We start from the raw sequence: 25,026 nt of genomic DNA, 5'->3' as shown, positions 1-25,026 counted from the left end.
GTCAGTCGAGGAAGAACGGCGCCCCGGGCACCACACCCGGCCGCGGCTCGGTGCTCGGGCCGGCCAGGCTACCGACCTTGAGCTGCACCGACGTGGACAGGCCCTCCCACGCGTCGGTGCCGGTCGAGTACATCAACGTGGAACCGGTGGGCCGGTTGGACTCCGGGTTCGCGGGGTACGTCGTCAGGTAGCTGACCGCGTTCGTACCGATGTCGGCCAAACGGTCCGACTGGAGAGCCGCATCGATCGAGATGTCCTCGATCGCGATCCGCTTGCTGCGGCGGTCGGTGCCCGCCACGGTGAGCCAGCCCTCGCTGGTGAAGTCCACCGCGGTCACCGACTCGAGCGGCGGGTCCAGCTCCTGCATGCCGCTGAGGGCCAGGCCGTCGCCGCTGATGGTCAGCACCGCCCGGTAGAGGCGGCCGCCGATGGCCAGCGCCACCCGGTGCCCGTCCGGGGCGACCGTGATCGCGCTGATCTTCCCGGTCCCGCCGGGCCAGGTGACCTGGAGCGCCTGACCGCCCTGCGCCCGGAACCGCCACAGCTTGCCGTCCGCGATGACCAGCCCGGCGGCCCCGTCGGTCTTGTCCTCCGGGGTGATCGCCCAAATCGGGTGACCGATGCCGCCGGGCAGCCCGGTGATCTCACGCAGCGTGGCGACCTGCCCGGCCGGGGCGAACCCCACCCGCAGCCGCTCGTTCTTCCCGGAGCCGGTCACCAGGGCCGCGTAGACGTGCGATCCGGTGGTGGTGACCGCCGCGCGGCTGACGTCCTTGTTGTTGTCGGCGTTCAGGCCCGGCACGGTGTCCGGGGTCGGCCGGTCCGGCTCCACGAGACGCCGGACGGTGCGGTCGTACACCACGTACCGGTCCGGGTTGGGGACCAGCCGGTGTGCCGCATTGCTGGACAGGTAGTCGGTGCCGGAGTAACTCCGGACCTCCTGGTGACCGATCCTCAACTTCAGGAACTCGTACGGCAGGCGCCGCAGCGACCACTGCAACTGCCGCCGCAGGCGTTCCACGGCCGCGTCGGCGTCCTGCGTGGGCACCGCCTGCGCGCTCAGGGTGATCGCCAACTGGTTGTTCTCGATCGCGGGCACCTTGCCCTCGGTACGGGTGCCCTCCGGCAGCTGCTTCACGGCGTCCTGGAGCCACGGGGCCGGGCCACCGATCAGCCAGCCCAGGATGATCGTCGGCTCCTGCTCGATCGGCACGTCACCGAGGAGGTAGCGGATGTCCGGGACCAGGCCGGTGTACTCGGTGTTCCAGAAATAGATCGTGCGCTCTTCGTAGAAGTTGTCCAGCCCACGGGTGCTCAGCAGCAGGAACGGCGGCGCCTCGACCATGAACAGGCCGTCGCCGGTGACCTCGGTCAGGGTGAACTCGTAGGTGCCGGTGCTCGGCTCGGCGGGCGGCTCGATCAGACCGTTCTTGCCGAGGGTGCCGAGCAGCTCGTACTCGACCTTGACCTTGTCCTGGTCCTTGGTGAGCAGCGGGGTGTCGATCGTGCGGATCACCCGGGGCGCGGCCGGGGCGTTGAACTGCTCCTTCGCCGTCGTCGACATGAACTGCTTCACCCGGTCCAGGGCGGTGTCGTAGTCCCCCGCCGCGGCCTGGAGGTAGTTGGTGACGAACTGGGCCCGGTCGCTGGTCGACTCACGGGTGAGCCGGCTGCGCGAGCCGCCGTCACCGGAGGAGGTGCCGGTGGACGGGCCCGGGCCGAGGTCGGTGACGTCCGAGCCGTCCGGGATCCCGCAGCCGCCCAGCAGCACGAGGACCAGGGTGGTACCGGCGATCATGCGGCGCAGCATCAGCCCACCTCCGCGGCCCGGTCACGGGGGATCAACGGCAGCGGAGCCTCCGGGCCACGGTCCCGGGGGATCAGCGGCAGCGGTGCCGCGACCAGCCGGTCGCCGGCCCGCACCGGCAGGGTGAGCCGGAACTGGGCGCCCTCGCCGGGCGCACCCCATGCCTCCAGCCAGCCGCCGTGCAACCGCGCGTCCTCGACGCTGATCGACAGGCCGAGCCCGGTGCCGCCGGTCTGCCGGGCCCGGGACGGGTCGGCCCGCCAGAACCGGTTGAAGACCAGCCGCTCCTCCCCCGGCTTCAGGCCGATCCCGTGGTCGCGGACGGTGACGGCCACGGCCGCGTCGTCGGTCGCCATGGTGATCTGCACCGGTTTCGCCTCCCCGTGCTCGACCGCGTTGCCCACCAGGTTGCGCAGCACCCGCTCGACCCGGCGCGGATCCACCTCGGCGATCACCGGGGTGTCCGGCAGGCGCAGCTCCAGCTCGACGCCGGCCCGCTCGGCCAGCCCGGTGAGCCGCTCGGCCACCCGCTCGACGATCGGGACCAGGTCGGTGTGCTCGGCGTCCAGCGCGGCGAACCCGGCGTCGAACCGGCTGATCTCCAGCAGGTCGGTGAGCAGCTCCTCGAACCGGTCCAGCTCGGCCTGCAACAGCTCGGCGCTGCGCGCCACCGCCGGGTCGAAATCCTCACGCTCCGAGAAGATCAGGTCCGCGGCCATCCGTACGGTCGTCAGCGGCGTCCGCAGCTCGTGCGACACGTCCGAGGTGAACCGCCGCTGCAACCGGGACATCTCCTCCAGCCGCACGATCTGCCGCTGCAGGTTCGCCGCCATCTGGTTGAACGCGGCGGCCAGCAGGGCCAGGTCGTCCTCGCCGTCCACCTTCATCCGCTGGTCGAGCAGGCCGGCCGAAAGGCGCTGGGCGGTCCGTGCGGCCACCCGGACCGGGGTCACCACGAGCCGGGTGACCAGGCCGGCCACCACGCCGAGCAGGATCACCAGGGCCAGGCCGGTGGCCAGCACGATGGTCCGGATCAGGTTGGCGTCCTGGTCCTCGGTGGTCAGCGGAACCATGTAGTAGAGCTCGACGTGACCGAACCGGGTGGGCACCGGGGAGCCGTACACCAGGTATTTCGTGACCTGGCCGTTGATCTCGGCGGTCCGGATCTGGCGGGCCTGTTTGCCGGATCCGGCGGAGACCTTGTCGATCATGTCCTGGGTGATCAGGTCGCTGGTGTCGACGGTCGGCGGCACGGTGACCGCCTGGAGATCCGGGTAGTTCTCCGCCCGGATCGAGACGATCGACGAACCCGGCGAGCCGGACTTCCCGTCGAACAGCTCGTCGGCCAGATCGTTCAGCGCGTTCGGCAGCTCCGGGTCCCGCGCCTGCGGGTAGAGCGTAAGCTGCTTCAGCGCGTAGTCCACCTTGCCGTTCATCGCTGTCCGGGCTTCGTCCTCGGCGCGGCTCAGCAGGATGTCGGTGCTGCTGTTCGCGATGAAGGCGCCGAAGGTGCCGACCAGCAGGCTGGACGCGACCAGGGTCAGCGCCACCACCCGCAACTGGAGCGAACGGCGCCATGCCCGGCGGGCCGGCGCCGTGTAACGCTCCAGGTGGCGGGCCAGGACACGCCAGTAGCGCCGCACCACTCGCAGGGCGCGGCGCACGGGCATGGGGAGCCAGGTGGGAGCACGCATCGCGGCAAGGTTATCCCCCCGCCGCCGATCAGCCGGTGCCCGCCTTGTAGCCGACGCCACGGACTGTGAGGATGATCTCCGGCCGCTCCGGGTCCGGCTCTATCTTGGCGCGCAACCGCTGGACGTGCACGTTGACCAGGCGGGTGTCGGCCGCGTGCCGGTAACCCCAGACCTGCTCGAGCAGGACCTCGCGGGTGAAGACCTGACGCGGCTTGCGGGCCAGGGCGACCAGGAGGTCGAACTCGAGCGGCGTCAGCTTCACCTCCTCGCCGTCCCGGGACACGGTGTGCGCCGGCACGTCGATGGTGATCTGGTTACCGGGCGGGCCGATGGTGAGCATCTCCGGCGCGGCGTCCTCGCCACGGCGCAGGCGGGCCCGCATCCGGGCCACCAGCTCCTTGGGCTTGAACGGCTTGACCACGTAGTCGTCGGCGCCCGACTCCAGGCCCAGCACGACGTCGACGGTGTCGCTCTTCGCCGTCAGCATCACGATCGGGACGCCCGACTCGGCGCGGATCGCGCGCGCCACGTCGATGCCGCTCATGCCGGGCAGCATCAGATCGAGCAGAACGATATCCGGACGATTCTCTCGGAAAGCGGCCAGGGCACGTTCACCGTCCGCCACGAAGGAGGGTAGGAATCCTTCGCTGCGCAGGACGATGCCGAGCATCTCGGCCAACGCGGGATCGTCATCGACGACCAGTACCCGGGCTCTCATGCGGTCCAATATTGCACTGTCCTCCCGGACTTCGCGCTACCTGGGTGGCGATCTTGTCCGGGAAGCCTGTCCGTGCCCAGAGAAAACGGGCGGTCCCGGTCCGGGACCGCCCGTCGCGCGCGATCGATGATCAGAAAATCCCGATCACGCGCCGGGCCGGTCGAACTCTCCCGCGCGGACGCCGGCGATGAAGCCGGTCCAACCCGCATTGCCGAAGCTCAGCACCGGTCCGGTGGCATCCTTCGAGTCACGCACCAGCACCGCGGCGGGCACCTCGGCGACTTCGACGCAGTGCCCGGCAGCGCCACTGCGGCTGCTCTTACGCCAGGTGAGCGTGGTGTCCTGCATGATCATCTCCTTCCGTGGAATGCAAGTCCATTGGACCCCACGCCGGGAGATCACCGGGCCAATCGATCCCTCGTCTCAGCGATGACCGTTCGGCTGTCTTCTGGCGACAAAGAGCGTTCTTGCAGGTCATCGAAGGCATCCTGGTAGACGTCGATCTCCTCCGGCTTCACCCGGAAGAGGCCGCCGGTCAGCCCTTCGATGTGCACGACCGGGGCCCGGGTGCCGGTCGCGAACTCCAGCACCATGAACGACTCGGTCAGCCCGGCGTGCGCGCCCGCCTGGAACGGCAGGATCATCAACTCCACCCCGGGGCGGCTGCTCGCCTCGTACAGCCGGGCCAGCTGACGGCGCTGCACCTCCGGCCCGCCTATCTCACGCAGCAGCACACCCTCGTCGATGACGATCCGCAGGCTGGGCGGCGGAACCCGGGTCAGCGTCGACTGCCGGGCCATCCGCAACGCGAGACGGCGCTGGGTGACGGCCGAGTCGTCGATGTCGACACCGGCCTCGATCACGGCGCGGGCGTACTCGTCCGTCTGGAGCAGGCCGGGCACCACCTGGGTCTCCCACTCACAGATCCGCACGGCCTCGGCCTCCAGGGCCAGGTACTCGTCGTAGGGGTCCGGGACCGACGACCGGTACGGCGTCCACCAGGCCCGCGCCCGCCCCCGCCGGGCCAGGTCACGCAGCCGGCTGCGGTCCTCCACCGCCACCCCGTACAGGGTGAGGAGCCGGTCCAGGTCCGGTTCGCTGATCCCGGTGTGCGCCGTCTCGATCCGGCTGAGTTTCGACTCCGACCAGCCGAGCGCGGTCGCCACGTCGACCGCGCGGCGCTCACCGCGGAGCCGGCGCAGTTCCCCGCCGAGCTCCCGGCGCGCTGTCGATGTCGGCCTCGCCACGGAGCCACCATATCGACGGATCGGGTCTCCATTGCAACTTGCACAGCCACCAATGCACTTGCAGCGCCCGGGGCCTCGTGAAGTAATGGATGGCGTAGGCCGGACCCGGTGGCGGCAACCGCCGGGGAAGAGTCCCCGTCCGGCGGGCGGGGGCTCCGGCAACACCCGGTTCCCGCGGCGGCGGACTGCCTGTTCGGTAGGCGCCGTCAGCATCGCGCTGAGCGCGTCTCCCCGGCAGGACATACACCCCGAAGGGGGACCCGATCCGGGCGCCGTCCGGTTCCCGTGGACTTCCCGTGGACGGCTGCCGCGGCGGAATAGCGAACGGGGCGACAGGCCTGAGCCCGCCGCCCCGTTCATCCCCCCGGTTTGGTACCGCGCGCGTCCGTGGGACCCCCCGATCACCAATGACGCTGCGTGCTTCTAGATTCACACTCTGCAACCATGATGTCAAGGAATTTCGAGAAATTTCGGGCGCGAATGTGACGGAGTGCGACGGATTAGGGGACAGATCGTCCCCCTGGACGCGATTGGGCCAAGAGCGGACGAGTCGGATCCACGACACGGCACAGCCGGGTCGCGCCGGTCAGCAGAGGCCCGCGCGGGCGTGGTCGAGCGGAAGGCCCGCGCGGGCGTGGTCGAGCGGAAGGCCCGCGCGGGCGTAGGCGAACGGAGGACCCGCGGGTCAGTCCGGGACGGCGGCCACGAAGATCGTGCCGAGGCCGGCGGCCGTGAGCGGCCCCGTGTCGGCCGGCGCGTAGGCGGCCGTGCCCGGGTGGAGGGTGACCGGTATGCCGTGCTCCTCGCCGACGTGGACGTCCCCCTCGGTGCCCAGCAGGATGCGGGGCCCGCTTCCGGGGATGCGGGCCGGCGGGCGGTCAGCGGTGAGGGTGATCCGGTACAGCTCGAAGTCGGGGACCGGCACACGCCACGCCGTCACGCCCGGGGCGAGATCGTGGGGGTGCAGCAGCGGGTCGTCGAGGACCTCGAAGCGGAGGACGCGCAGCAGTTCGGCCACGTCGACGCGTTTCGGGGTGAGGCCGCCGCGGAGAACGTTGTCGCTGGCGGCCATCAGCTCGACGCCCAGGCCGTTCAGGTAGGCGTGCAGGTTGCCGGCGGGCATCCAGATGGCCTCGCCGGGGGCCAGGCGCACCAGGTTGAGCAGCAGGGCCACCAGGACACCGGGGTCGCCGGGGTAGTGGTCGGCCAGCTTCGCGGCCAGGCGGTGCGAGTCGGCGTGCGGGTGGTCGGCGGGGTGGGCGGCGACGGCCGCGACCACGTCGTCGATCAGCGGCTTGCGGTCGTCCTCCGGCCACGTGAGCAGCAGGCGGACGGCCTCGGAGAGGTCACCGGAGCGCAGCGCCGTGACGACCGGGTCGAGGCGGGGCAGGGCGAAGCCGGCGATCACGTCGGCGGCGGTCGCCGGCGGGCGGAACCCGCACAGGGCCTCGAACGGGGTGAGCGCCACCAGGATCTCGGGCTTGTGGTGGGCGTCGGTGTAGTTCTTCGGCGCCTCCGGGTCGGCCTCCTGGCGGGCGAACGCCTCCTTCGCGTACGCCGCGTCGGGGTGGGCCTGGAGGGAGAGCGGGGCGGCGGCGGCCAGGACCTTCATCAGGTACGGCAGGCGCGGCCCGAACCGCTCCGCCACGTCCTCCCCCAGCTGGCCGGCCGGGTCGCCGGCGATGAGGCCGTCGAGGTGGACCGGCCCGCCGGGGCCGGGCACGGTGGACGGGTCGCCGGGGTGCGCGCCGAGCCACAGCTCCGCCTCCGGCTCCGCGGTGGGAGCGGGGCGGCCCTGCAGCCCGGCGATCGCGGTCCGGGAGCCCCAGGCGTACGGCCGGATGACGCCGGTCAGTGGGTACACGGTCATCAGATGCCCTCCGGAAGCGGGTTCGAGAGCTCCTTCATCTCGCTGATCGCCGGGACCGCCATCGGGTCGAGACCGTGGGCCAGCGCCAGGTACAGCGACGCGAAGTCGGGCACCGCGACCAGCGACGCCAGCCGCTCCAGGCTGGAACCGCCCTCGGCGGTGAGCACGTCGCACCGGACGCCCCGCCGGTCGGCCAGCGTCTGGATGGCGTCGGCCCGGCGCTCCTCGACGGCGACCGGCTCGTCGGCGTCGTCCTCAGGGTTGAGCCCGCCGTCGCGGAAGACCACCAGCCGGAGCCGGGTCAGCTCGTCGGCGTCGTCGTCCGGGTCGGCGAAGATGTCCCGCGACGTCTCGGCCAGACCGCCGAAGACGCCGTCGAGCAGGCCCACCCGGCCCCGGCCGGCCTCACCGAGCGCGCCGGCCATCACCGGGTACCGGGCGTTGGCGGCCAGCGTGTCGGCGAACCGGCGGGCCGCGACCGTGGCCAGCGGGGAGGAACCCCAGACGATCGGCACCGAGCCGGCCAGCCCGAGAGCCAGTTCCTTGGCCGGGTTGACGAACGAGTCGGCGCCGGGACGGCAGCGCTCGGCGTCGGCGTCCAGCCGGGTGGCGGTCTCGGCGATGTCCGCCTCGGCGAGCTTGGCGATGCCGAGCGCCCGGCCGGCGAACAGCACCGGGATGGTCAGGCCCCACAGGGTGGCCCGGGCCGGGGCCCGGCGCGGCACGCCGATGAAGGGGGCACGGGCCCGCTCGGCCACCGCCTCCAGGTCGGACCCGGGGTTGCCGATGGCGACCAGGCGGGCGCCCCGGCGGGCCGCCGCCTCGGCCGCGGCGAGCGCCTCCGGGCTGCGGCCGGAGGCGGACACGGCGATCACCACGTCGGCCGCGCCGACCCAGCCGGGCACGCCGGCGCTGCGGTGGCCGATGATCGGCACCGGGCAGCGCGGGCCGGCGACGGTGGACAGGATGCTGCCGGTGAGCCCGGCGGTGCCGATGCCGGCGACCACCACGGCCCGCGGACGGCCCTCGTCGGCGAGCATGCTCAGGTCGACCTCGGCGGCGAGCGCCGCGGCCTCCCGCACCTGCGCGCCGGCCGAGGCGGTGGCCCGCAGCATGCCGCCGGGGTCGTTGCCGAGCATCGACTTCTCGTCGTTGAGCAGCGACTCGTCGGCGACGCGATGGCCGTTGACCCCGGCGGAGCCGCTCAATGGGCCGGCCATCAGTCCGTCTCCTCGTCCGCGGGCTTCTCGACGGAATCCTCGGCCAGCGGGCCGGCCGAGCGGGCGGCCGCCCGGTCCTCCGAGGAGGAGCCGGGCAGCCGCGCCTCGTCCAGCAGCAGGATCGGGATGTCGTCGCGGATCTCGAAGATCCGGCCACACTCGGTGCACGTCAGCGTCTGCGCGCCGGCGTCGTGCTCGAGGGGCGCGTGATGGGTGTCCGGGCAGGCCAGAATCTCCAGCAACTGCTGATCGAGCGCCACCGAGTAACTCCTAATCGCCACGTTGAACTCCGGTCGTGGCGATCCTATCCACGAACGATGGCGAGCACCGCGTCGCGCAGCTTCGCCATCCGATCCGCGTCGGGCGCCTCCACGTTCAGGCGCAGAAGCGGCTCCGTGTTGGACGCCCGCAGGTTGAACCAGGCGCCGTCACCGAGCTGGAAGGTCATCCCGTCGAGGTCGTCCACCCGGGCGTCCGGGAACGCGGCCCGCACCTCGGCGATCTTGGCGGAGGCGTCGGCCACCGTGGAGTTGATCTCACCGGAGGCGGCGTACCGCTCGTAGTCGGCGGCGAACTCGGAGAGCGGCAGGTCCTGCCCGCCGAACGCGGCCAGCACGTGCATGGCGGCCAGCATGCCGGTGTCGGCGAACCAGAAGTCACGGAAGTAGTAGTGCGCCGAGTGCTCGCCGCCGAAGACCGCGTTGGTGGCGGCCATCTCGGCCTTGATGAACGAGTGGCCGACCCGGCTGCGGACCGGCTTGCCACCGTTCTCGGTGATGATCTCCGGCACCGCGGCCGAGGTGATCAGGTTGTGGATGATCGTGCTGCCCGGGAACTTGGCCAGCTCACGGGCGGCGACCAGCGCGGTGATCGCGGACGGCGAGACCGGGTCGCCCTTCTCGTCGACGACGAAGCAGCGGTCGGCGTCGCCGTCGAAGGCGAGACCGATGTCGGCGCCCAGCTCGCGGACCGCCTTCTGCAGGTCCACCAGGTTCTTCGGGTCCAGCGGGTTCGCCTCGTGGTTGGGGAACGAGCCGTCCAGCTCGAAGAAGAGCGGCTCGATGGTCAGCGGCAGGGCCGGGAGCACCTGGTCGCCGAGGACGGCCGGGACGGTGTAGCCGCCCATGCCGTTGCCCGCGTCCACGATGACCTTGAGCGGCCGGATGCCGGACAGGTCGACCAGCGAGCGCAGGTGCGCGGCGTAATCGGCGAGCAGGTTGCGCTGCTCCACCCGGGACGGTCCGTCGGCCTCCGCGTTCAGGTCGGCGAGCAGCTGCTGGGCGCGCTGGCGGACGATCGCCAGGCCGCTGTCCTGGCCGACCGGGCGAGCGCCGGAGCGGCACAGCTTGATCCCGTTGTACTGCGCCGGGTTGTGGCTGGCGGTGAACATGGCGCCGGGCAGGCTCAGCGCGCCGGACGCGTAGTAGAGCTGGTCGGTCGACGCGAGCCCGATGTTGATCACAGCGACACCGGCGGCGTTCGCGCCCCGGGCGAAGGCGGCGGCCAGGCCGGGCCCGGACTCGCGCATGTCGTGACCGATCACGATCTGGTCCGGCTCGTCACCGGACTCACGCAACATCTCGACGAACGCCGTGCCGATCGCTCGGGCCACCGTCTCGTTGAACTGGTCCGGGACGGTCCCCCGTACGTCGTACGCCTTGATGATCTGCGACAGATCAAGCACCACTGCACCCCTTGCGCCAAAATCCCCTTTGGGCCCGAGGGTATCGGAGCGCCTGGCGCGTCAAGGTCTCAACCGCGCGGCCGTACGGTTAACGGAGGAGATCTCTACACGCACGATCCGCGGCTCGCGTCGTCTCGGGCAGCCGGAACCGGGGCGCGAGCGCGAGTGTCAGCGCGCAGGCCCGATCCAGGCCGATCCGGTGTCCGACCGAGACGAAGACCGGTTTCACCCCGGCCTGGGTCCGCAGCACCGCACCGACCGTCTCCCCGGCGTCGACCAGCGGCGATTGTGCGCCCCGCTGTTCACCGACCGGCTCCCAGTCTCCCACCAACCGGGTCTTTCCGACGCCGAACGCCGGGAGATCGGTGAGGACACCGAGGTGCGCGGCCAGCCCGAAGCGGCGTGGATGGGCCAGGCCGTGCCCGTCGCAGATCAGCACCTCCGGCGGGACGGTCAGCCGGCCGAGCGCCTCCAGCAGCGCGGGCACCTCCCGGAAGGCGAACAGCCCGGGGACGTAAGGGAACGCCGGCCGCCCGCGGACCACGGCCGTGTCCACCACCGTGAGATCGGCGACCCGCAGCACCACGACCGCGGCGGCGAGCCGGTCGTCCCCCTCGGCGTAGGCGACGTCCAGGCCGGCGACGGTCGTGGGCGCCTCCGGACCGGCGCTGAGGACCACCCGGGAACGCAGGCTGTCCTGCACGGCGAGGGCTTCTTCTTCGGTACGGGGCCAGGGCTGCACGACCCGGAGCATAGAGACTGTTGTCACTTGCCGTGACGCGGGTCACGATGGGGCAGGAGGTGCTGCTGGTGAACCCGTGGCTTGCCCTGACCCCCGGAGACGACCCGGCCGAACGGATCCGTCAGGTCGGCCGCGCCCATGAACGGTTCCTGGCCGGTGAGCGGCGCCCGCCCACGATGCGCCCGGTGGTGGCCGAGTCGTGGGCGCGCTCGGCGGCGCACATCCGGGCCGACGCCACCGCGCCGATCGACCTGGCCGACGACGACCTGGAGGCGTACCGGTCGGCGCATCCGCTGTCCCGGGTCATGCCGATCTTCCGGGACCTGCTGGGCGGCCTGGCCGAGGACGGCGACCACATCCTGGCGGTCTGCGACGAGCACGGCCGCCTGCTCTGGGTCGAGGGGCATCCGTCCACCCTGCGCGGCGCCGCGTCGATGAACTTCGTGCCGGGGGCGCGCTGGGACGAGGCGCACGCCGGCACCAACGCCCCGGGCACCGCGCTCGCCGTCGACCACGCGCTCCAGATCTTCGCGACCGAGCATTTCAGCCATCCGGCGCAGCGGTGGACGTGCGCGGCCGCCCCGGTCCACGACCCCGGCACCGGACGGCTGCTGGGGGCCATCGACGTGACCGGCGGCGACCATCTCGCCAATCCGCACAGTCTCGCCCTGATCCGGGCCACGGCGCTGGCCGCCGAGGCGTACCTCCGTGGGGTGGGCCCGTTGCCGCAGCGGCCGCAGGTCGCGGCTCTCGGCCGGGACGAGGCCCGGCTCGCGGTCGGCGGGAAGCCGGTCCGGCTCGGCCGGCGGCACTCCGAACTGCTGGTCCTGCTCACCGTGCACCCGGAGGGGCGCACCGGCGACCAGCTCGGCTTCGACCTGTACGGCGACGACGTGAACCCGGTGACGGTCCGCGCCGAGCTGTCCCGCCTGCGCCGCATCCTCGGCCCGGAGCTGCTCGACTCCCGGCCCTACCGGCTGCGCACGGGAGTGGAGACCGACCTCGGCACGGTGGCCCGCCTGCTGGACGCCGGGCGGACCGCGGAGGCGATGGACGCCTACCCCGGCCAGTTGTTGCCCGCCTCGGACGCGCCCGGCATCGTCCGGTTGCGACGGCGGCTGGACGACCGGCTGCGCGCCGCGATCCTGGGCAGCGGGGACCGGCGCCTGGTGCAGACCTGGCTGAACCGGCCGTGGGGCGGCGACGACCTGGAGATGTGGGAGGCCTACGCGGGGCTGATGCCGCGGGATCCGGTGGCCGCCCGCCGGGTCGCGGCACTGACCCGGGAATACTCGTGCAACGTTTCTGCAACGTGGCCGTAACTAGCGTCCGCCTCAACACAGGGAGGCGAGACCGTGACCATCTACACCCCGCCCGGTTCCGAAGGCGCCATCGTCAGCTACCAGTCGCGCTATGACCACTACATCGGCGGTCAGTACGTCCCGCCCGCCAAGGGCCGGTACTTCACCAACCCGTCCCCGGTGACCGGGCAGGACTTCTGCGAGATCGCCCGGGGCACCGAGGAGGACGTGGAGAAGGCCCTGGACGCGGCCCACGCCGCCGCCCCGGCCTGGGGCCGCACCTCGCCCACCGAGCGCTCGGTGATCCTCAACCGGATCGCCGACCGGATGGAACAGAACCTGGAGAAGCTCGCCGTCGCCGAGAGCTGGGAGAACGGCAAACCGGTACGCGAGACGCTGGCCGCCGACCTGCCCCTGGCCATCGACCACTTCCGCTACTTCGCCGGTGTCATCCGCGCCCAGGAGGGCACCGCCGGCGAGCTGGACGAGGACACCGTCGCCTACCACTTCCACGAGCCGCTCGGTGTGGTCGCGCAGATCATCCCGTGGAACTTCCCGATCCTGATGGCGGTCTGGAAGCTGGCCCCCGCCCTGGCCGCCGGCAACGCGGTGGTCCTCAAGCCGGCCGAGCAGACGCCCGCCTCGATCCACTACCTGTTCTCGCTGATCGGCGACCTGATCCCGCCGGGCGTGGTGAACATCGTCAACGGCTTCGGTGTGGAGGCCGGCAAGCCGCTGGCCAGCTCGAACCGGGTCGCCAAGGTGGCGTTCACCGGCGAGACCACCACCGGCCGCCTGATCATGCAGTACGCCTCGGAGAACCTGATCCCGGTCACGCTGGAGCTCGGCGGCAAGAGCCCGAACATCTTCTTCGACGACGTGTCCCGGGCCGACGACGACTTCTTCGACAAGGCGCTCGAGGGCTTCGCGATGTTCGCCCTCAACCAGGGCGAGGTGTGCACCTGCCCGTCCCGGGCGCTGATCCAGCAGGGCCACTACTCGGACTTCCTGGCCGCCGGCGTGAAGCGGGTGGAGAACCTCAAGCAGGGCAACCCGCTCGACACCGACACCCAGGTCGGGGCGCAGGCCTCCAACGACCAGCTGGAGAAGATCCTGTCGTACCTGGACATCGGCCGGCAGGAGGGCGCGCGTGCCCTGGTCGGTGGCGCGAAGGCGGAGATGCCCGGCGATCTGGCCGGCGGGTACTACGTCCAGCCGACGATCTTCGAGGGCCGCAACAACATGCGGATCTTCCAGGAGGAGATCTTCGGCCCGGTGGTGTCGGTCTCCCCGTTCAGCGACTTCGACGACGCCATCAAGATCGCCAACGACACCCTGTACGGCCTCGGCGCCGGCGTGTGGACGCGGGACGGGAACCAGGCGTACCGGGCCGGGCGGGCGATCAAGGCCGGCCGGGTGTGGACCAACTGCTACCACCTCTACCCGGCGCACGCCGCGTTCGGCGGGTACAAGCAGTCCGGCATCGGCCGGGAGAACCACCGGATGATGCTGGACCACTACCAGCAGACGAAGAACCTCCTGGTGAGTTACTCCCCCAAGGCTCTCGGCTTCTTCTAGGAGATGACCGCCACCCGAGTGGATGTCACTCCCGCGGCCGCCGTCCTGATGCGGCAGCTGCGGGAGCGGCACGGCCCGCTGATGTTCCACCAGTCCGGCGGCTGCTGCGACGGCAGCTCGCCGATGTGCTACCTGGAGGGTGAGTTCCGGACCGGCCGGTCCGACGTGCTGCTGGAGTCTCTGGCGATCGAGGGGGTGCCGGAGCCGATCACGTTCTGGATGTCGGCCAGCCAGTTCGAACTGTGGAAACACACACATCTGACGGTGGACGTGGTCCCCGGTCGCGGTTCCGGCTTCTCGCTGGAGGCGCCGGAGGGCGTACGGTTCCTGATCCGCTCCCGGCTCCTGACCGAGGCGGAGCTCGCGGAACTGAGCTGAAAATCAAGTTAAGGGCGGGGCCCCGGCCCCGCCCTTTTCGCGTGCGCGATGATACTCCGGCCAAAATCAACGTGGTCCGCTTTTGGTACGAAAGATGGGGACGGACTGGCGGCCGGCCGATATCCGAGGCATCGTCGTCAGGCTCGCAACCGACCTGGGGAGGTCTCTTGATACGGCTGTCGCACACCCGGAAGGCCCTCGTGATCAGCGCCCTGCTGATCATGACCGGTCTGCTCGGCCAGGCGACGGCGGCGACGACGACCGCACAGGGGGACCCTGCGCCGATCGTCTCCGCCAGCCCCACGCCGTCCGTCACCGCGCCCAGCTTCGCGCCCTCGCCGTCGCCCTCGCCGACGCCCACCCCGTCGAAGAGCTCGCCCCGCGTCGAGAACACCGCCGTCGACACCAAGCCCAAGGGCCGGACCGGCCCGGCCGGCAGCCTCCTGACCACCGGCACCAAGGGCGTGGCGCTCACCTTCGACGACGGCCCCGACCCCGACTACACGCCCGAGCTGCTCAAGCTCCTCGCCAAGCAGCACGTCAAGGCGACGTTCTGCCTGGTCGGCACGGAGGCGCGGCGCCACCCCGACCTGGTCAAGGCGATCGCGGCGGGCGGTCACAGCCTCTGCAACCACTCCTGGAACCACGATCTCAAACTGGGCAAGAAGTCCCATGCCGCCATCCGCGCGGACCTGGAACGCACCAACGCCGCCATCCGCGCCGCGGTCCCCGGCGCCGAGATCCGCTACATGCGCGCGCCCGGCGGCAACTTCACCCCGGCCATGGTCAAGGTCTCCGCACAGCTCGGCATGCGCTCGATCTACTGGAAGGTCGACCCCCGCGACTGGGATCAGCCGGAGACCGAATCCCGCGACGCCCACCGCAAGCGCATCATCCGCATCGTCCAGCAGCGCACCCGCGCCGGCGCGATCGTCCTCTCCCACGACTACGCCCAGCCGGACACCATCGCCGCCTACCGCGTCCTGCTCCCCTGGCTGCACAAACGCTTCCAGCTGGTCCCGCTGACCTGACATTCACTTCAAACCCGTTTCCGGTACGGGCGGACACCGCCCCCGCCGAATTCCACCCCGTCCCGCCGCTCCACGCGAGGCACTGCCACTCCAGCCTGTGCCGCGCCCGCCGGGCTCAGGTCGGTGGTCCAGCCGGCCCGGTGGGAGGGTGACCACTCACGCACGTCGCGCGGGGCGGGGAGCGTTCTGGACGCGCCAGCGGCCAGCGAGCCGGCCCGCGCCCTCGGCGGGAGCGGCGGTCTGTACCCACCACCCCGCTACGACATGGCCGTTGATCTTCGCCTTCGGCAGCCGAGCGCACCGGCGTTCGTTGATCTCGCCGTCGGCGGCGCTCAGTGGGAGGGGGGAATCACTCTCAGGTGGCCGCGGCGGCCGGTCTGGGGGGTGTGGTCGGTGTCGTCCGGGCGTGGCGGGACCGGGCGGGCGGCTTCGCGGACGGCCTCGGCGAGGGCGACGAGGTCGTCGGTGGTGGGGGGTGGGGGCGCGAAGTCGCCGTCGTGGCGGACGAGTTCCCAGCCTCGCGGGGCGGTGAGGCTGCGGGCGTGCGTCTCGCAGAGGTCGTACGTGTGGGGTTCGGCGAAGGCCGCGAGCGGGCCCACGACGGCCGTGGAGTCGCCGTAGACGTAGGTCAGGGTGGCGACCGCCTGTCGGGGACAGCCGTTCCGGGAGCAGCGCCGTGGTGACCTCACGGCGGCAACTTATCTCCCCGCCCGCGATTCTGGGGAATGTTGCCCCGCGACACGCCGACCCGGACCGCATCACGATTCGGCCATGGTCGTTAGACACGCCGCCCCGTTGGGGCGAATTAACGGCACGGACACACGATGAGCATGGGCTGACCGCTCCTGCCACCCCGGTGGGGATACGCTGGCCGCGTGACCACCAGCCCTGAACGCCGCCGGACGGATGGCAAGGCGACGCGCGGTTCCGGCCCGGGTCATCCGGCCCGGCGTGACCGGCACGGGCGCGGGCTCCGCGGCCGTCTGGTGCCGGCGACCGTTCCCCTGGCCCGCACCAAGGCGGAGATCTTCGACGACCTGGTGCTGGACACGGTGGAGAGCCTGGAGCGCCGCTACGCCAAGGAACTGGCCGGCGTCGAGTTCGCGGTCGAGGACGTGCCACCGGAGCTGAACGTCTACGACTCGGATGTGCTCGAGGACGGCGAGGTGCCTCTGGCCCGGCTGCTGCCCGGCCGGCCGGGACGGCACGAACTTCCCCCGCGGATCGTGCTCTACCGGCGCCCGCTGGAATTCCGGGCGATGGATCGCGAGGACCTCGCCGACCTCGTCCACGATGTGATCATCGAGCAGGTAGCCAACCTGCTCGGAGTGGATCCGGACGAGCTGGCCTGAGTCCGGTCAGGCCACGCGCCGCTTCAGCTTGCGACGTTCACGTTCGGACAGTCCACCCCAGATCCCGAAGCGTTCGTCGTGACCGAGTGCGTACTCCAGACACTCGGCTTTGACATCACAGCGGCCGCAGATGCGCTTCGCCTCGCGCGTCGAGCCGCCCTTCTCCGGGAAGAAGGCCTCGGGATCGGTCTGCGAACACAGCGCCCGTTCCTGCCACTCGGGCGCGTCCCCGAGCAGGTCTACCCCTTCAACCTGCGCTTCCATCGGCGTGCCTCCAAAATTCCGCGCCGGCGCGAAACCGGCGCTGACCCCCCACGCACGCGGCGTGTTTTTGCGGGTTCGACGCCTTTGTGCCACATCGTCCCCGCAACCCCACCAAAATTACACGCGTGTAAGACGTGCGTCGTCAAGCCGAACCTGCTAAATGGGCCCGTTTCCCCGACGCTTGAGAACGGTTCATGGCCCCGTTCCTGCCCTATCTCTCCAGGGCATTGGAAGGTAACGCGAGGCCGGGCCTTCGCGTCCAATTTAACCCGATTTGTAACCTGTGGACAGGGGGGTCCCCAGGACGGGTCCGCCGAATGGATCAAACTGTCACCTGCGGCCGTACACCGTGGTCCGTTCCATCGCCGGGCGACCGGCCGACGCGGCCAGTTCTTTCAACTCCGCGACCGTACGGGCCGAGCCGTGTTCCGAACCGGCCATTCGTGAAATTGTTTCCTCCATCAGAGTTCCACCAAGGTCATTACAGCCGCTGTTGAGCATCACCCGGGTTCCCTCGTCGCCGAGTTTCACCCACGAGCACTGGATGTTGTCGATCCGGCCGTGCAGCAGCACCCGGGCCATGGCGTGCACCACCCGGTTCTCCCGCCAGGTCGGGCCGGGGCGGGCGATGCCGGCCAGGTAGATCGGGGCGTTCGTGTGCACGAACGGCAGCGCCACGAACTCGGTGAAGCCACCGGTGACGTCCTGGATGCCGGCCAGCACCCGGAAGTGGCCGAGCCACTGGCGCGGGTGGTCGACGTGGCCGTACATCATGGTCGAACTGGAGCGGATGCCCACCTGGTGCGCCGTGGTGACCACCTCGGCCCAGGTCGCGGTGGGCAGCTTGCCCTTGGTGAGGACCCAGCGCACGTCGTCGTCCAGGATCTCGGCGGCGGTGCCGGGGATGGTGCCGAGACCCGCGTCCCGCAGATCGGTGAGCCACTCCCGCAGCGAGACGCCCGCCTTGGCCGAGGCGGTGACGATCTCCATGGGCGAGTACGCGTGCACATGCATGCCGGGGACCCGCTGCTTGACGGCGCGAACCAGATCGGCGTACGCGGTGACCGGCATCTTCGGGTCGATGCCGCCCTGCATGCACACCTCGGAGGCGCCGTCCCGCCACGCCTCCTCGGCCCGGTCGGCGACCTGCTCCACCGACAGCCGGTAGGCGTCCGCGTCCTTCTCCCGCTGGGCGAACGCACAGAACCGGCAGCCCACGTAGCAGACGTTCGAGAAGTTGATGTTGCGGTTCACGACGTACGTGATGTCGTCGCCGTTGACCTCACGGCGCAGGCCGTCGGCGATCCGGGCCAGCTCGTCCAGGGCCGGGCCGTCGGCGTTGAACAGCGCCATGGCCTTGTCCTCGTGCTGCTCCAGCAGGAGCGCGCCCGGGTCGGTCTCGGCCAGCCTGAGCGCCGCCACCACGTCGGTCGGCATGGTCGCCGGCGCGCTCTTGACGTGCGCGGCGACCTCGTCCCAGTCGCCGTAGACGTCGTCGAAGTCGGTGCGCCGGTCGCCGGTGCGGCCGTCGGTGTCGATGCTCTTGTGGAGGTCGGTGCGGCCGGTCCCGAAGGCGTCGTCCGGCTCCTGCCAGGGCGAGCCGACCGGGATCGCGCCCTCCTTCGCCAGGCCGCTCTCCTCGGCCAGCGCCGCGACGTGCGCTTTCACCCGCGGGTCCAGCCAGCCCTCGTCACCCCGGCGGACGTACTCCGGGTAGATCGTGAGGCGTTCCCGAAGCTCGAATCCCGATTTTTCGGACATTTCGGCTAGTAGGTTGATCTGGGGCCACGGGCGCTCGGGGTTCACGTGGTCCGGTGTCACCGGGGACACCCCGCCCCAGTCGTCGATGCCGGCCCGCAGCAACAGGGAGAACTCGTCGTCGATCAGATTCGGTGGGGCCTGGATCCGGGCACGCGGGCCCATGATGATCCGGGCGACCGCCACCGTGGCGGCCAGCTCGCGCAACTCGGCGTCCGGCATCCCGCGCATCGCCGTGTCCGGCTTCGCCCGGAAGTTCTGGACGATGACCTCCTGGATGTGCCCGAACTCCCGGGCCGCGCGGCGGATCGCGAAAAGCGACTCGACCCGCTCGGTGACGGTCTCGCCGATGCCGATCAGGATGCCGGTGGTGAACGGCACGCCGACCCGGCCGGCGTCGTCGAGCACCCGCAGCCGGACCGCCGGCTCCTTGTCCGGCGAGCCGAAGTGCGGGCCGCCCTTCTCCGACCAGAGCCGGGTGGCGGTGGTCTCCAGCATCATGCCCATGCTCGGCGCCACCGGCTTGAGCCGCTGCAGATCGGCCCAGCTCATCACCCCGGGGTTGAGGTGCGGCAGCAGGCCGGTCTCCTCCAGCACGGCGATCGCGCAGGCGCGCACGTAGTCGAGGGTGGAGTCGTAACCCCGCTCGTCGAGCCACTGCCGGGCCGCCGGCCAGCGCTCCTCGGGCCGGTCGCCGAGGGTGAACAGCGCCTCCTTGCAGCCCTGTGCGGCGCCCTGCCGGGCGATCTCCAGCACCTCGTCGCGCTCCAGGAACGCGGCCGGGAGCTTGTGCGGCACGGTGGCGAAGGTGCAGTAGTGACATCGGTCGCGACAGAGCCGGGTCAGCGGGATGAAGACCTTGCGCGAGTACGTCACGACGCCCGGCCGCCCGGCCTCCCGCAGACCGGCGTCCCGGATGCCGCCGGCGATCGCCAGCAGCTCGTCGAACTGGTCGTCGGTGGCCGCGAGCAGCGCGGTCGCCTCATCGATGTCGATCGCCTTGCCGTCGGCGGCGCGGCGCAGTGCGCGGCGGATGCTCGCCGGTGTCGGTACGGGTTCCACGTTGACCTCTACCACGCACAGCAGCCTAGGCCCGAATCCTTTCGACCGCCGCCGCTGCTCCCGGCCCGGGGCGTGTCGTGAAACACCCCCGGACCGGGAACAAAGTCACTGCCTGGGCGGATCCTGGTCGGCCGGGCCGAAACCGGGACGGTCCTGCGGCAGCACCTCAGTGTGGTCGGCCGGCGGCGGCACCGCCTGGGTGGGCTCGGCGAACGGGGCCGGGGGCGGCGGCACCGCCTGGGTCGGCTCGGCGAACGGGGTCACCGGAGGCGGCGGCGTGGGGGCGCCGCTCACCGGGGGCTGACCCCAGCCCGGAGGCGGCGGCGGGGTCGGCTGCCCCCAGCCCGGAGGCGGCGGAGGAGTCGGCTGCCCCCAGCCGGGAGGCGGCGGGGTGGGCTGGCCCATCGGGTACTGGCCGTGGCCGTACCCGGGCGGCGGGACGCTTCCGGGGGGCGGGTAGGCGCCGTAGGGCTGACCGTACGGCTGGCCGTAGACACCGGGCTGCGGCTGGGGCTTCGGCACGTAGTAGAGCCCCTGCCAGAGGCGCAGCACCGCGTACGCCGCCACGCCGAGCAGCCCGAGGTAGGCGACCCGGTAGAGCAGCGCCGTGAAGGCGGTTCCGGCGTCCAGGCCGGCGAGCCCGCTCACCCCGAAGAGGACTCCGAAGATCACTCCGAAGACGGCCGCCACCACGTACTCGATGCCCGCGATGATGGTGATCAGCCGGGCCTGCGGGTGGGCCGGCCGGACAGCGGTCGCGAGGAGCACCGCCGCGAGCGGGAAGAACACCGTCTCCAGGTTCACGAAGTTGCTGAAGCTGTACCGGGTCTTGGCGATGAAGTCGTCGCCGAACATCCCCAGGAACGCCACGAACAGGAACACTGCAGGGGCGCCGACCAGGGCGTACGCCGCCAGGTCACGCACGGGGCGGAGGAACTGCCCGATGGGCTTCTCGCCGGCCGGTCCCGGCTGCGGAGGTGTGGTCACGATTGCTCCCGGTACGTGGATCGAGGTCGGCTCAGAGTAAACCGATACCCGCCACCCGATGGGATGACGCGTGTGCGGGAGGATGAGGGAATGCGGATCGTGGTCCTGACCGGGGGCATCGGCGGTGCCCGTTTCCTCCTTGGCGTGCGCGCGCACGCCCGCGCCATCGGCGCCGACGTCACGGCGGTCGTCAACGTCGGCGACGACGTGCGCATGCACGGCCTCCAGATCTGTCCCGACCTGGACAGCGTCATGTACACGCTGGGCGGCGCCGCCGACCCGGAGCGCGGCTGGGGCCGGGTCGGCGAGTCCTGGGTGGTCAAGGAGGAGCTGGCGAAGTACGGGGTGGAGCCGTCCTGGTTCGGCCTCGGCGACAAGGACACCGCCACCCACCTGGTGCGCACCACCATGCTGAACGCCGGGTACCCGCTCTCCGCGGTCACCGCGGCGCTGTGCGAGCGCTGGCAGCCGGGCATCACCATGCTGCCGGCCTCGGACGACCGGCTGGAGACGCACGTGGTCGTGGACGTCGACGGCGAGCGGAAGGCGATCCACTTCCAGGAGTGGTGGGTGCGCTACCGCGGTGAGGTGCCGACGCACCGGTTCGTCTTCCGGGGCGCCGAGACGGCGAAACCGGCCGCCGGGGTGCTCGACGCGATCGCGGCCGCGGACGTGGTGCTGATCGCGCCCAGCAATCCGGTGGTCAGCATCGCGCCGATCCTCGCCGTACCCCATCTGAAGGACGCCGTGGCGAACGGCCCGGCGCCGGTCGTCGGGGTGTCGCCGATCATCGGTGGCGCGCCGGTCCGGGGCATGGCCGACAAGTGCCTGGCCACCCTGGAGGTCGAGGTGAGCGCCGACGCGGTCGGCCGGATGTACGGTCCGCGCGCCGAAGGCGGTCTGCTGGACGGCTGGCTGGTCGACGAGTCGGACGCCGGCGCCGAGGTGCCGGGGGTCCGCACCCGTGCCGTGCCGCTGTGGATGCGCGACGAGGTGGCCACCGCCCGGATGGTGGAGGACGCCCTGGAACTCGGCGGCGTGGCGTGAACGACGGCCTGGAGATCCTCCCGGTCCGCGGCATCGGGGACGTGACCGCGGGCGACGACCTCGCCGAGCTGATCACCGGGGCGGCGCCGTGGCTCGCCGACGGTGACGTCCTCGTGGTGACCAGCAAGATCGTGTCGAAGGCGGAGGGCCGCCTGGTCGAGGTCCCGGCCGACGGGCCGGAGCGCGAGGAGGCCCGGCAGCGGGTGCTGGCCGGCGAGACCGCCCGGTTGGTGGCCCGCCGGGGCAACACCACCATCGTGCAGACCCACCACGGTTTCGTGATGGCCGCCGCCGGCATCGACGCGTCGAACGTCGACAAGACCCATCTGGTGCTGCTGCCCGAGGACCCGGACGCCTCGGCCCGCCGGCTGCGCGCCGACCTACGCGAACGCGGCCTGGACGTTGCCGTGGTCGTCTCCGACACGATGGGCCGCGCCTGGCGCAACGGGCTCACCGACGTGGCCCTCGGCGCCGCGGGCATCGACGCGCTGCTCGACCACCGCGGGCAGTTCGACCCCTACGGCAACGAGTTGAGCCTCACCCAGATGGCGGTGATCGACGAGCTGTCCGCGGCCGCCGAGCTGGTCAAGGGCAAATGCGACCGGGTGCCGGTCGCGGTGGTTCGTGGTTACGGCCGCCTGACGGCGGACGACGGGCCCGGCGCCAAGGTCCTGGTCCGGGACTCCGCCGAGGACATGTTCGGATCGGGTACGGCCGAGGCGCGCGCCGAGGGCCTCCGTGCCGCCGCGGCGCTCCCGGAGCTCCCGCACACCGGCGGCCGCAGCCTGATGGATCCGCCTCCGGCCGGTCCTCCGGCCGCCGACCCGGCCGCCGTGACCCGCGCACTGCGTACGCTCGGCGATCTCCTCGTGTCGAATCTCCGCCTCGACAACGGCATCCGCCTGACCCCGGCCCGCGACAGTCCCGCTGCCCTGATCCGCACCGGCGCCGAAGCCCACCGGCTCCGGGCCGCTCTGGCCGCCGAGGGCGTCCACACCACCGCCCTGACCGACGACGAGGGCGTCACCCTGTACTACGGAGCATCCGCATGACCGACCTCTACGAGAACGCCGTCGACGTGCTGTCCACCTGGAACGCCACCTCCGATGCCGCCGAGGCGAACCGCAAGCGCACCCTCGACCTGCTCGCCGACGGCCCCGGCGCGATGACCCGCGCCCACCGGGCCGGCCACGTCACCGCCAGCGCCCTGATCGTCGACGACTCCCGGCGTGTGCTGCTCTGCCTGCACGGCCGTCTCGGCCTCTGGATGCAGCTGGGCGGCCACTGCGAGGAGGGCGACGGGACGCTGGCCGCCGCGGCGCTCCGGGAGGCGGGAGAGGAGTCCGGCATCCCCGGTCTGGTCCTGGACCCGGTGCCGATCGACATCGACATCCACGAGGTCCGCTGCGGCTCCCAGGAGGGCGCACCGGCCACCCCGTCGGTCCACTACGACGTTCGATTCCTGCTGCGGGCCCCGGCCGGCGCGGTCGAACGGATAAGTGACGAGTCGTCAGACCTAGCGTGGTTCCGCCCCGACGCTCTACCGTCACCTCTGGCCGACGGCACGATCCAGCAGATCGCCCCCGCGTTGGCCCGCCTGACGTGAAAGCGCGCCGCTGAGTTGGAGACATGCGTAACCCCTCGAGGCCGGTCATCCCCGCCCTGGCCACCATCCTGGCGCTGACCGCATGCGCCGAGCCCGGCACGGTACCCACCCCGGCCGCCGCCGAGGCTCCGGCTCCCGCCTGCCTGACCAGCGATCTGGAGGCCACGGTCACCCTCCGGACGGCCACCGGCGCCGGCCCGGAACGCGCCGCCCTGGTCACCCTGATCAACGTCGCGGGCCAGGACTGCACCGTGGACGGCTGGCTGACGGTCACCCTGGCGACCGCCGGCCGCCGGGTCCTGCCGGTCCCCACGACGAAGCTGGACGAGCCGGCGCCGGCCCAGGAGTTCGTGGTCCGGCCCCATCAGGCCGCCTACGCCGGCCTCCGGTGGACCTCGTGCGCCCGCACCGAGGAGGACTGCCAGGCCGGCGGCACGTTGCGCTACGACATGGGCCAGAGCAAGGACGGCCCGGCGGCCGTCCTTGCCGACTTCCCCACCTCGCGGCGCAACGGCATCACCATGAACGAGCTCCGGATCGGCTCGCTACAGCAGTTCAGCGACCGGGCCCTCGACTGGTGAACTAGATGTAGCCGTGCTGGCCCAGCTCCTTGAGCTGGTCGACGAGCTGCTTGACCTCCTGCGCCCGTTCCCGCGGGCACACCAGGACGGCGTCCGGCGTGTCCACGATGACCAGGTCCCGGACCCCCATGGCGGCCACGAGACGGCCCGACGACGGGACCACGACCAGGCCCTCGGTCTCGCGCAGCAGCACGGGGTGCCGCTCGGCGGCGTCGTGCCCGACCACCACGTTGCCGGCCTGGTCCGCGGTGAGCACCTCACCGAGGGTGTGGAAGTCACCGACGTCGTTCCACCCGAAGTCGCCGGGCACGGTGCCGACCCGGCCGGCCGCGGCCGCGCCCTCCATCACCGCGTAGTCCACCGAGATCTTGGGCAGCGTCGGCCAGACGTCGCCCATCACCTCTTCCTGCTCGGCGGTGCCCCACGCCTGCGCGATCCGGCTGATGCCCGCGGCCAGCTGCGGCTGCTGCCGGTGCAGCTCGGCCAGGAAGGACTCGACCCGCCAGACGAACATGCCGGCGTTCCACAGGTAGTTGCCGGACTTCACGTAGCCCTCGGCCACCTCGTACGTCGGCTTCTCCTTGAACTCCTCCACCTTGAGCAGCGGGCCGTCGCCGACCGAGCCGCCGCACTGGAGGTAGCCGTAGCCCGTCTCGGGGCGGGTCGGCGTGATCCCGAGGGTCATCAGCAGCCCCTCCCGCGCGCCGGCCATCGCCGACCGGATCACGTCGGAGAACGCCTCCTTGTCGGCGATCAGGTGATCGGACGCGAAGGAGCCCATGATCGCTTCCGGGTCGCGGCGGGCGATGACCGCGGCGGCCAGGGCGATCGCGGCACACGAGTCCCGCGGGGACGGCTCCACCAGAACGTTGTCCTCGGGCATGGCGGAAAGCTGCCGGGAGACGGCCGCCGCGTGCGCCACACCGGTCACCACGAAGACCCGATCGGGGGAGGTGAGAATGTCCAACCGGTCCACCGTCGCCTGGAGAAGGGACGCCTCCGTACCGGTCAGAGGGTGCAGAAACTTGGGATGACCGGCGCGGGACAGTGGCCAGAGACGGGTTCCGGTTCCGCCAGCAAGAACCACTCCGTACAACAC

23 protein-coding genes and 1 pseudogene are annotated in these 25,026 nt (G+C 71.4%); 9 read left to right on the top strand and 15 right to left on the bottom strand.

Features of this window, described 5'->3' with window-relative positions; genetic code table 11:
- Nucleotide 1 precedes the first annotated feature (1 nt).
- The 10 genes and pseudogenes from BJ964_RS14515 to nfi form a co-directional block, all read right to left on the bottom strand.
- On the bottom strand, nucleotides 2–1,810 hold the full coding sequence (locus BJ964_RS14515) for an LpqB family beta-propeller domain-containing protein (RefSeq protein ID WP_188121159.1): 1,809 nt from the start codon (nucleotides 1,808–1,810) through the stop codon (nucleotides 2–4).
- Nucleotides 1,810–3,477, bottom strand: a complete 1,668-nt coding sequence (gene mtrB / locus BJ964_RS14510; protein WP_188126947.1) for an MtrAB system histidine kinase MtrB — start codon at nucleotides 3,475–3,477, stop codon at nucleotides 1,810–1,812. The genes BJ964_RS14515 and mtrB overlap by 1 nt, the downstream gene beginning before the upstream one ends.
- A 52-nt stretch (nucleotides 3,478–3,529) precedes the next feature.
- Nucleotides 3,530–4,219, bottom strand: coding sequence for an MtrAB system response regulator MtrA (mtrA, locus tag BJ964_RS14505; protein ID WP_109595320.1), 690 nt, complete (start codon nucleotides 4,217–4,219; stop codon nucleotides 3,530–3,532).
- 144 nt (nucleotides 4,220–4,363) lie between these two features.
- Complete coding sequence (locus tag BJ964_RS14500) at nucleotides 4,364–4,567, bottom strand: DUF397 domain-containing protein (RefSeq protein ID WP_183224962.1); 204 nt, start codon at nucleotides 4,565–4,567, stop codon at nucleotides 4,364–4,366.
- Between the two features lie 50 nt (nucleotides 4,568–4,617).
- Nucleotides 4,618–5,466 (bottom strand): helix-turn-helix domain-containing protein, encoded by an 849-nt coding sequence (locus BJ964_RS14495; RefSeq protein WP_188121158.1) that lies wholly within the window; start codon nucleotides 5,464–5,466, stop codon nucleotides 4,618–4,620.
- Between the two features lie 685 nt (nucleotides 5,467–6,151).
- Nucleotides 6,152–7,336 (bottom strand): mannose-6-phosphate isomerase, class I, encoded by a 1,185-nt coding sequence (gene manA / locus BJ964_RS14490; RefSeq protein ID WP_223149553.1) that lies wholly within the window; start codon nucleotides 7,334–7,336, stop codon nucleotides 6,152–6,154.
- The gene (locus tag BJ964_RS14485) at nucleotides 7,336–8,556 is read right to left on the bottom strand and encodes an SIS domain-containing protein (RefSeq protein ID WP_188121157.1); all 1,221 of its coding nucleotides are present in this window, start codon (nucleotides 8,554–8,556) and stop codon (nucleotides 7,336–7,338) included. The genes manA and BJ964_RS14485 overlap by 1 nt, the downstream gene beginning before the upstream one ends.
- Nucleotides 8,557–8,654: 98 nt before the next feature.
- Nucleotides 8,655–8,816, bottom strand: a pseudogene (locus tag BJ964_RS47925) (Trm112 family protein); the annotation flags it as partial.
- Between the two features lie 44 nt (nucleotides 8,817–8,860).
- Nucleotides 8,861–10,240 (bottom strand): phosphomannomutase/phosphoglucomutase, encoded by a 1,380-nt coding sequence (locus BJ964_RS14475; RefSeq protein ID WP_188121155.1) that lies wholly within the window; start codon nucleotides 10,238–10,240, stop codon nucleotides 8,861–8,863.
- A gap of 88 nt (nucleotides 10,241–10,328) precedes the next feature.
- Nucleotides 10,329–10,994, bottom strand: a complete 666-nt coding sequence (nfi, locus tag BJ964_RS14470) for a deoxyribonuclease V (protein ID WP_188121154.1) — start codon at nucleotides 10,992–10,994, stop codon at nucleotides 10,329–10,331.
- Between the two features lie 53 nt (nucleotides 10,995–11,047).
- Here nfi and BJ964_RS14465 point away from each other — a divergent pair, with 53 nt between their 5' ends.
- From BJ964_RS14465 to BJ964_RS14450, 4 genes are all read left to right on the top strand, one after another.
- A complete protein-coding gene (locus BJ964_RS14465; protein ID WP_229806650.1) occupies nucleotides 11,048–12,304 on the top strand; it encodes a GAF domain-containing protein in 1,257 nt (418 codons plus the stop codon).
- Nucleotides 12,305–12,337: 33 nt separating this feature from the next.
- Nucleotides 12,338–13,861 (top strand): acetaldehyde dehydrogenase ExaC, encoded by a 1,524-nt coding sequence (exaC, locus tag BJ964_RS14460; RefSeq protein WP_188121153.1) that lies wholly within the window; start codon nucleotides 12,338–12,340, stop codon nucleotides 13,859–13,861.
- Between the two features lie 3 nt (nucleotides 13,862–13,864).
- Nucleotides 13,865–14,239 carry a DUF779 domain-containing protein gene (locus BJ964_RS14455; RefSeq protein ID WP_188121152.1) on the top strand — a complete coding sequence of 125 codons (375 nt, stop codon included), beginning with the start codon at nucleotides 13,865–13,867 and terminating at the stop codon, nucleotides 14,237–14,239.
- A 167-nt stretch (nucleotides 14,240–14,406) separates the two neighbouring features.
- Entirely contained in the window at nucleotides 14,407–15,270 is an 864-nt protein-coding gene (locus tag BJ964_RS14450; protein WP_229806643.1) for a polysaccharide deacetylase family protein, read from the top strand.
- 332 nt (nucleotides 15,271–15,602) lie between these two features.
- On the opposite strand, the gene BJ964_RS14445 is transcribed toward BJ964_RS14450, so the two are convergent.
- Nucleotides 15,603–15,959, bottom strand: coding sequence for a DUF3499 domain-containing protein (locus BJ964_RS14445; protein ID WP_188121151.1), 357 nt, complete (start codon nucleotides 15,957–15,959; stop codon nucleotides 15,603–15,605).
- A 186-nt stretch (nucleotides 15,960–16,145) separates the two neighbouring features.
- Here BJ964_RS14445 and BJ964_RS14440 point away from each other — a divergent pair, with 186 nt between their 5' ends.
- Complete coding sequence (locus BJ964_RS14440; RefSeq protein WP_372441875.1) at nucleotides 16,146–16,622, top strand: metallopeptidase family protein; 477 nt, start codon at nucleotides 16,146–16,148, stop codon at nucleotides 16,620–16,622.
- A gap of 6 nt (nucleotides 16,623–16,628) precedes the next feature.
- On the opposite strand, the gene BJ964_RS14435 is transcribed toward BJ964_RS14440, so the two are convergent.
- The 3 genes from BJ964_RS14435 to BJ964_RS14425 all read right to left on the bottom strand — a co-directional run bounded on the left by BJ964_RS14435 (nucleotide 16,629) and on the right by BJ964_RS14425 (nucleotide 20,693).
- Nucleotides 16,629–16,886, bottom strand: a complete 258-nt coding sequence (locus BJ964_RS14435) for a WhiB family transcriptional regulator (protein ID WP_015619224.1) — start codon at nucleotides 16,884–16,886, stop codon at nucleotides 16,629–16,631.
- A gap of 330 nt (nucleotides 16,887–17,216) precedes the next feature.
- On the bottom strand, nucleotides 17,217–19,721 hold the full coding sequence (locus BJ964_RS14430; protein WP_229806642.1) for a bifunctional FO biosynthesis protein CofGH: 2,505 nt from the start codon (nucleotides 19,719–19,721) through the stop codon (nucleotides 17,217–17,219).
- A 90-nt stretch (nucleotides 19,722–19,811) separates the two neighbouring features.
- Complete coding sequence (locus BJ964_RS14425) at nucleotides 19,812–20,693, bottom strand: hypothetical protein (protein WP_188121150.1); 882 nt, start codon at nucleotides 20,691–20,693, stop codon at nucleotides 19,812–19,814.
- 90 nt (nucleotides 20,694–20,783) lie between these two features.
- Between BJ964_RS14425 and cofD the strand changes: the two genes are divergently transcribed.
- From cofD to BJ964_RS14405, 4 genes are read left to right on the top strand one after another with little or no spacing between them, the layout of a single operon-like run.
- Nucleotides 20,784–21,740, top strand: a complete 957-nt coding sequence (cofD, locus tag BJ964_RS14420) for a 2-phospho-L-lactate transferase (RefSeq protein ID WP_188121149.1) — start codon at nucleotides 20,784–20,786, stop codon at nucleotides 21,738–21,740.
- The gene (locus BJ964_RS14415) at nucleotides 21,737–22,792 is read left to right on the top strand and encodes a coenzyme F420-0:L-glutamate ligase (protein WP_188121148.1); all 1,056 of its coding nucleotides are present in this window, start codon (nucleotides 21,737–21,739) and stop codon (nucleotides 22,790–22,792) included. The genes cofD and BJ964_RS14415 overlap by 4 nt, the downstream gene beginning before the upstream one ends.
- Complete coding sequence (locus BJ964_RS14410) at nucleotides 22,789–23,346, top strand: NUDIX hydrolase (protein WP_188121147.1); 558 nt, start codon at nucleotides 22,789–22,791, stop codon at nucleotides 23,344–23,346. The genes BJ964_RS14415 and BJ964_RS14410 overlap by 4 nt, the downstream gene beginning before the upstream one ends.
- 23 nt (nucleotides 23,347–23,369) lie before the next feature.
- Entirely contained in the window at nucleotides 23,370–23,927 is a 558-nt protein-coding gene (locus BJ964_RS14405; protein WP_188121146.1) for a DUF4232 domain-containing protein, read from the top strand.
- A gap of 1 nt (nucleotide 23,928) precedes the next feature.
- Here BJ964_RS14405 and BJ964_RS14400 read toward each other — a convergent pair whose 3' ends face one another.
- Nucleotides 23,929–25,026, bottom strand: a complete 1,098-nt coding sequence (locus BJ964_RS14400; RefSeq protein WP_188126942.1) for a mannose-1-phosphate guanylyltransferase — start codon at nucleotides 25,024–25,026, stop codon at nucleotides 23,929–23,931.

Origin of the sequence: Actinoplanes lobatus (assembly GCF_014205215.1) — a bacterium.
Classification (GTDB): domain Bacteria; phylum Actinomycetota; class Actinomycetes; order Mycobacteriales; family Micromonosporaceae; genus Actinoplanes; species Actinoplanes lobatus.
This window is presented reverse-complemented; position numbering and strand designations above follow the sequence as displayed.

Excerpts from the sequence above, each read along its gene's own strand:
- BJ964_RS14515 (WP_188121159.1), bottom strand. The coding sequence starts at position 1,810 with ATGCTGCGCCGCATGATCGCCGGTACCACCCTGGTCCTCGTGCTGCTG.
- mtrB (WP_188126947.1), bottom strand. The coding sequence starts at position 3,477 with ATGCCCGTGCGCCGCGCCCTGCGAGTGGTGCGGCGCTACTGGCGTGTC.
- mtrA (WP_109595320.1), bottom strand. The coding sequence starts at position 4,219 with ATGAGAGCCCGGGTACTGGTCGTCGATGACGATCCCGCGTTGGCCGAG.
- BJ964_RS14500 (WP_183224962.1), bottom strand. The coding sequence starts at position 4,567 with ATGCAGGACACCACGCTCACCTGGCGTAAGAGCAGCCGCAGTGGCGCT.
- manA (WP_223149553.1), bottom strand. The coding sequence starts at position 7,336 with ATGACCGTGTACCCACTGACCGGCGTCATCCGGCCGTACGCCTGGGGC.
- BJ964_RS14485 (WP_188121157.1), bottom strand. The coding sequence starts at position 8,556 with ATGGCCGGCCCATTGAGCGGCTCCGCCGGGGTCAACGGCCATCGCGTC.
- nfi (WP_188121154.1), bottom strand. The coding sequence starts at position 10,994 with ATGCTCCGGGTCGTGCAGCCCTGGCCCCGTACCGAAGAAGAAGCCCTC.
- BJ964_RS14455 (WP_188121152.1), top strand. The coding sequence starts at position 13,865 with ATGACCGCCACCCGAGTGGATGTCACTCCCGCGGCCGCCGTCCTGATG.
- BJ964_RS14435 (WP_015619224.1), bottom strand. The coding sequence starts at position 16,886 with ATGGAAGCGCAGGTTGAAGGGGTAGACCTGCTCGGGGACGCGCCCGAG.
- cofD (WP_188121149.1), top strand. The coding sequence starts at position 20,784 with ATGCGGATCGTGGTCCTGACCGGGGGCATCGGCGGTGCCCGTTTCCTC.
- BJ964_RS14410 (WP_188121147.1), top strand. The coding sequence starts at position 22,789 with ATGACCGACCTCTACGAGAACGCCGTCGACGTGCTGTCCACCTGGAAC.
- BJ964_RS14405 (WP_188121146.1), top strand. The coding sequence starts at position 23,370 with ATGCGTAACCCCTCGAGGCCGGTCATCCCCGCCCTGGCCACCATCCTG.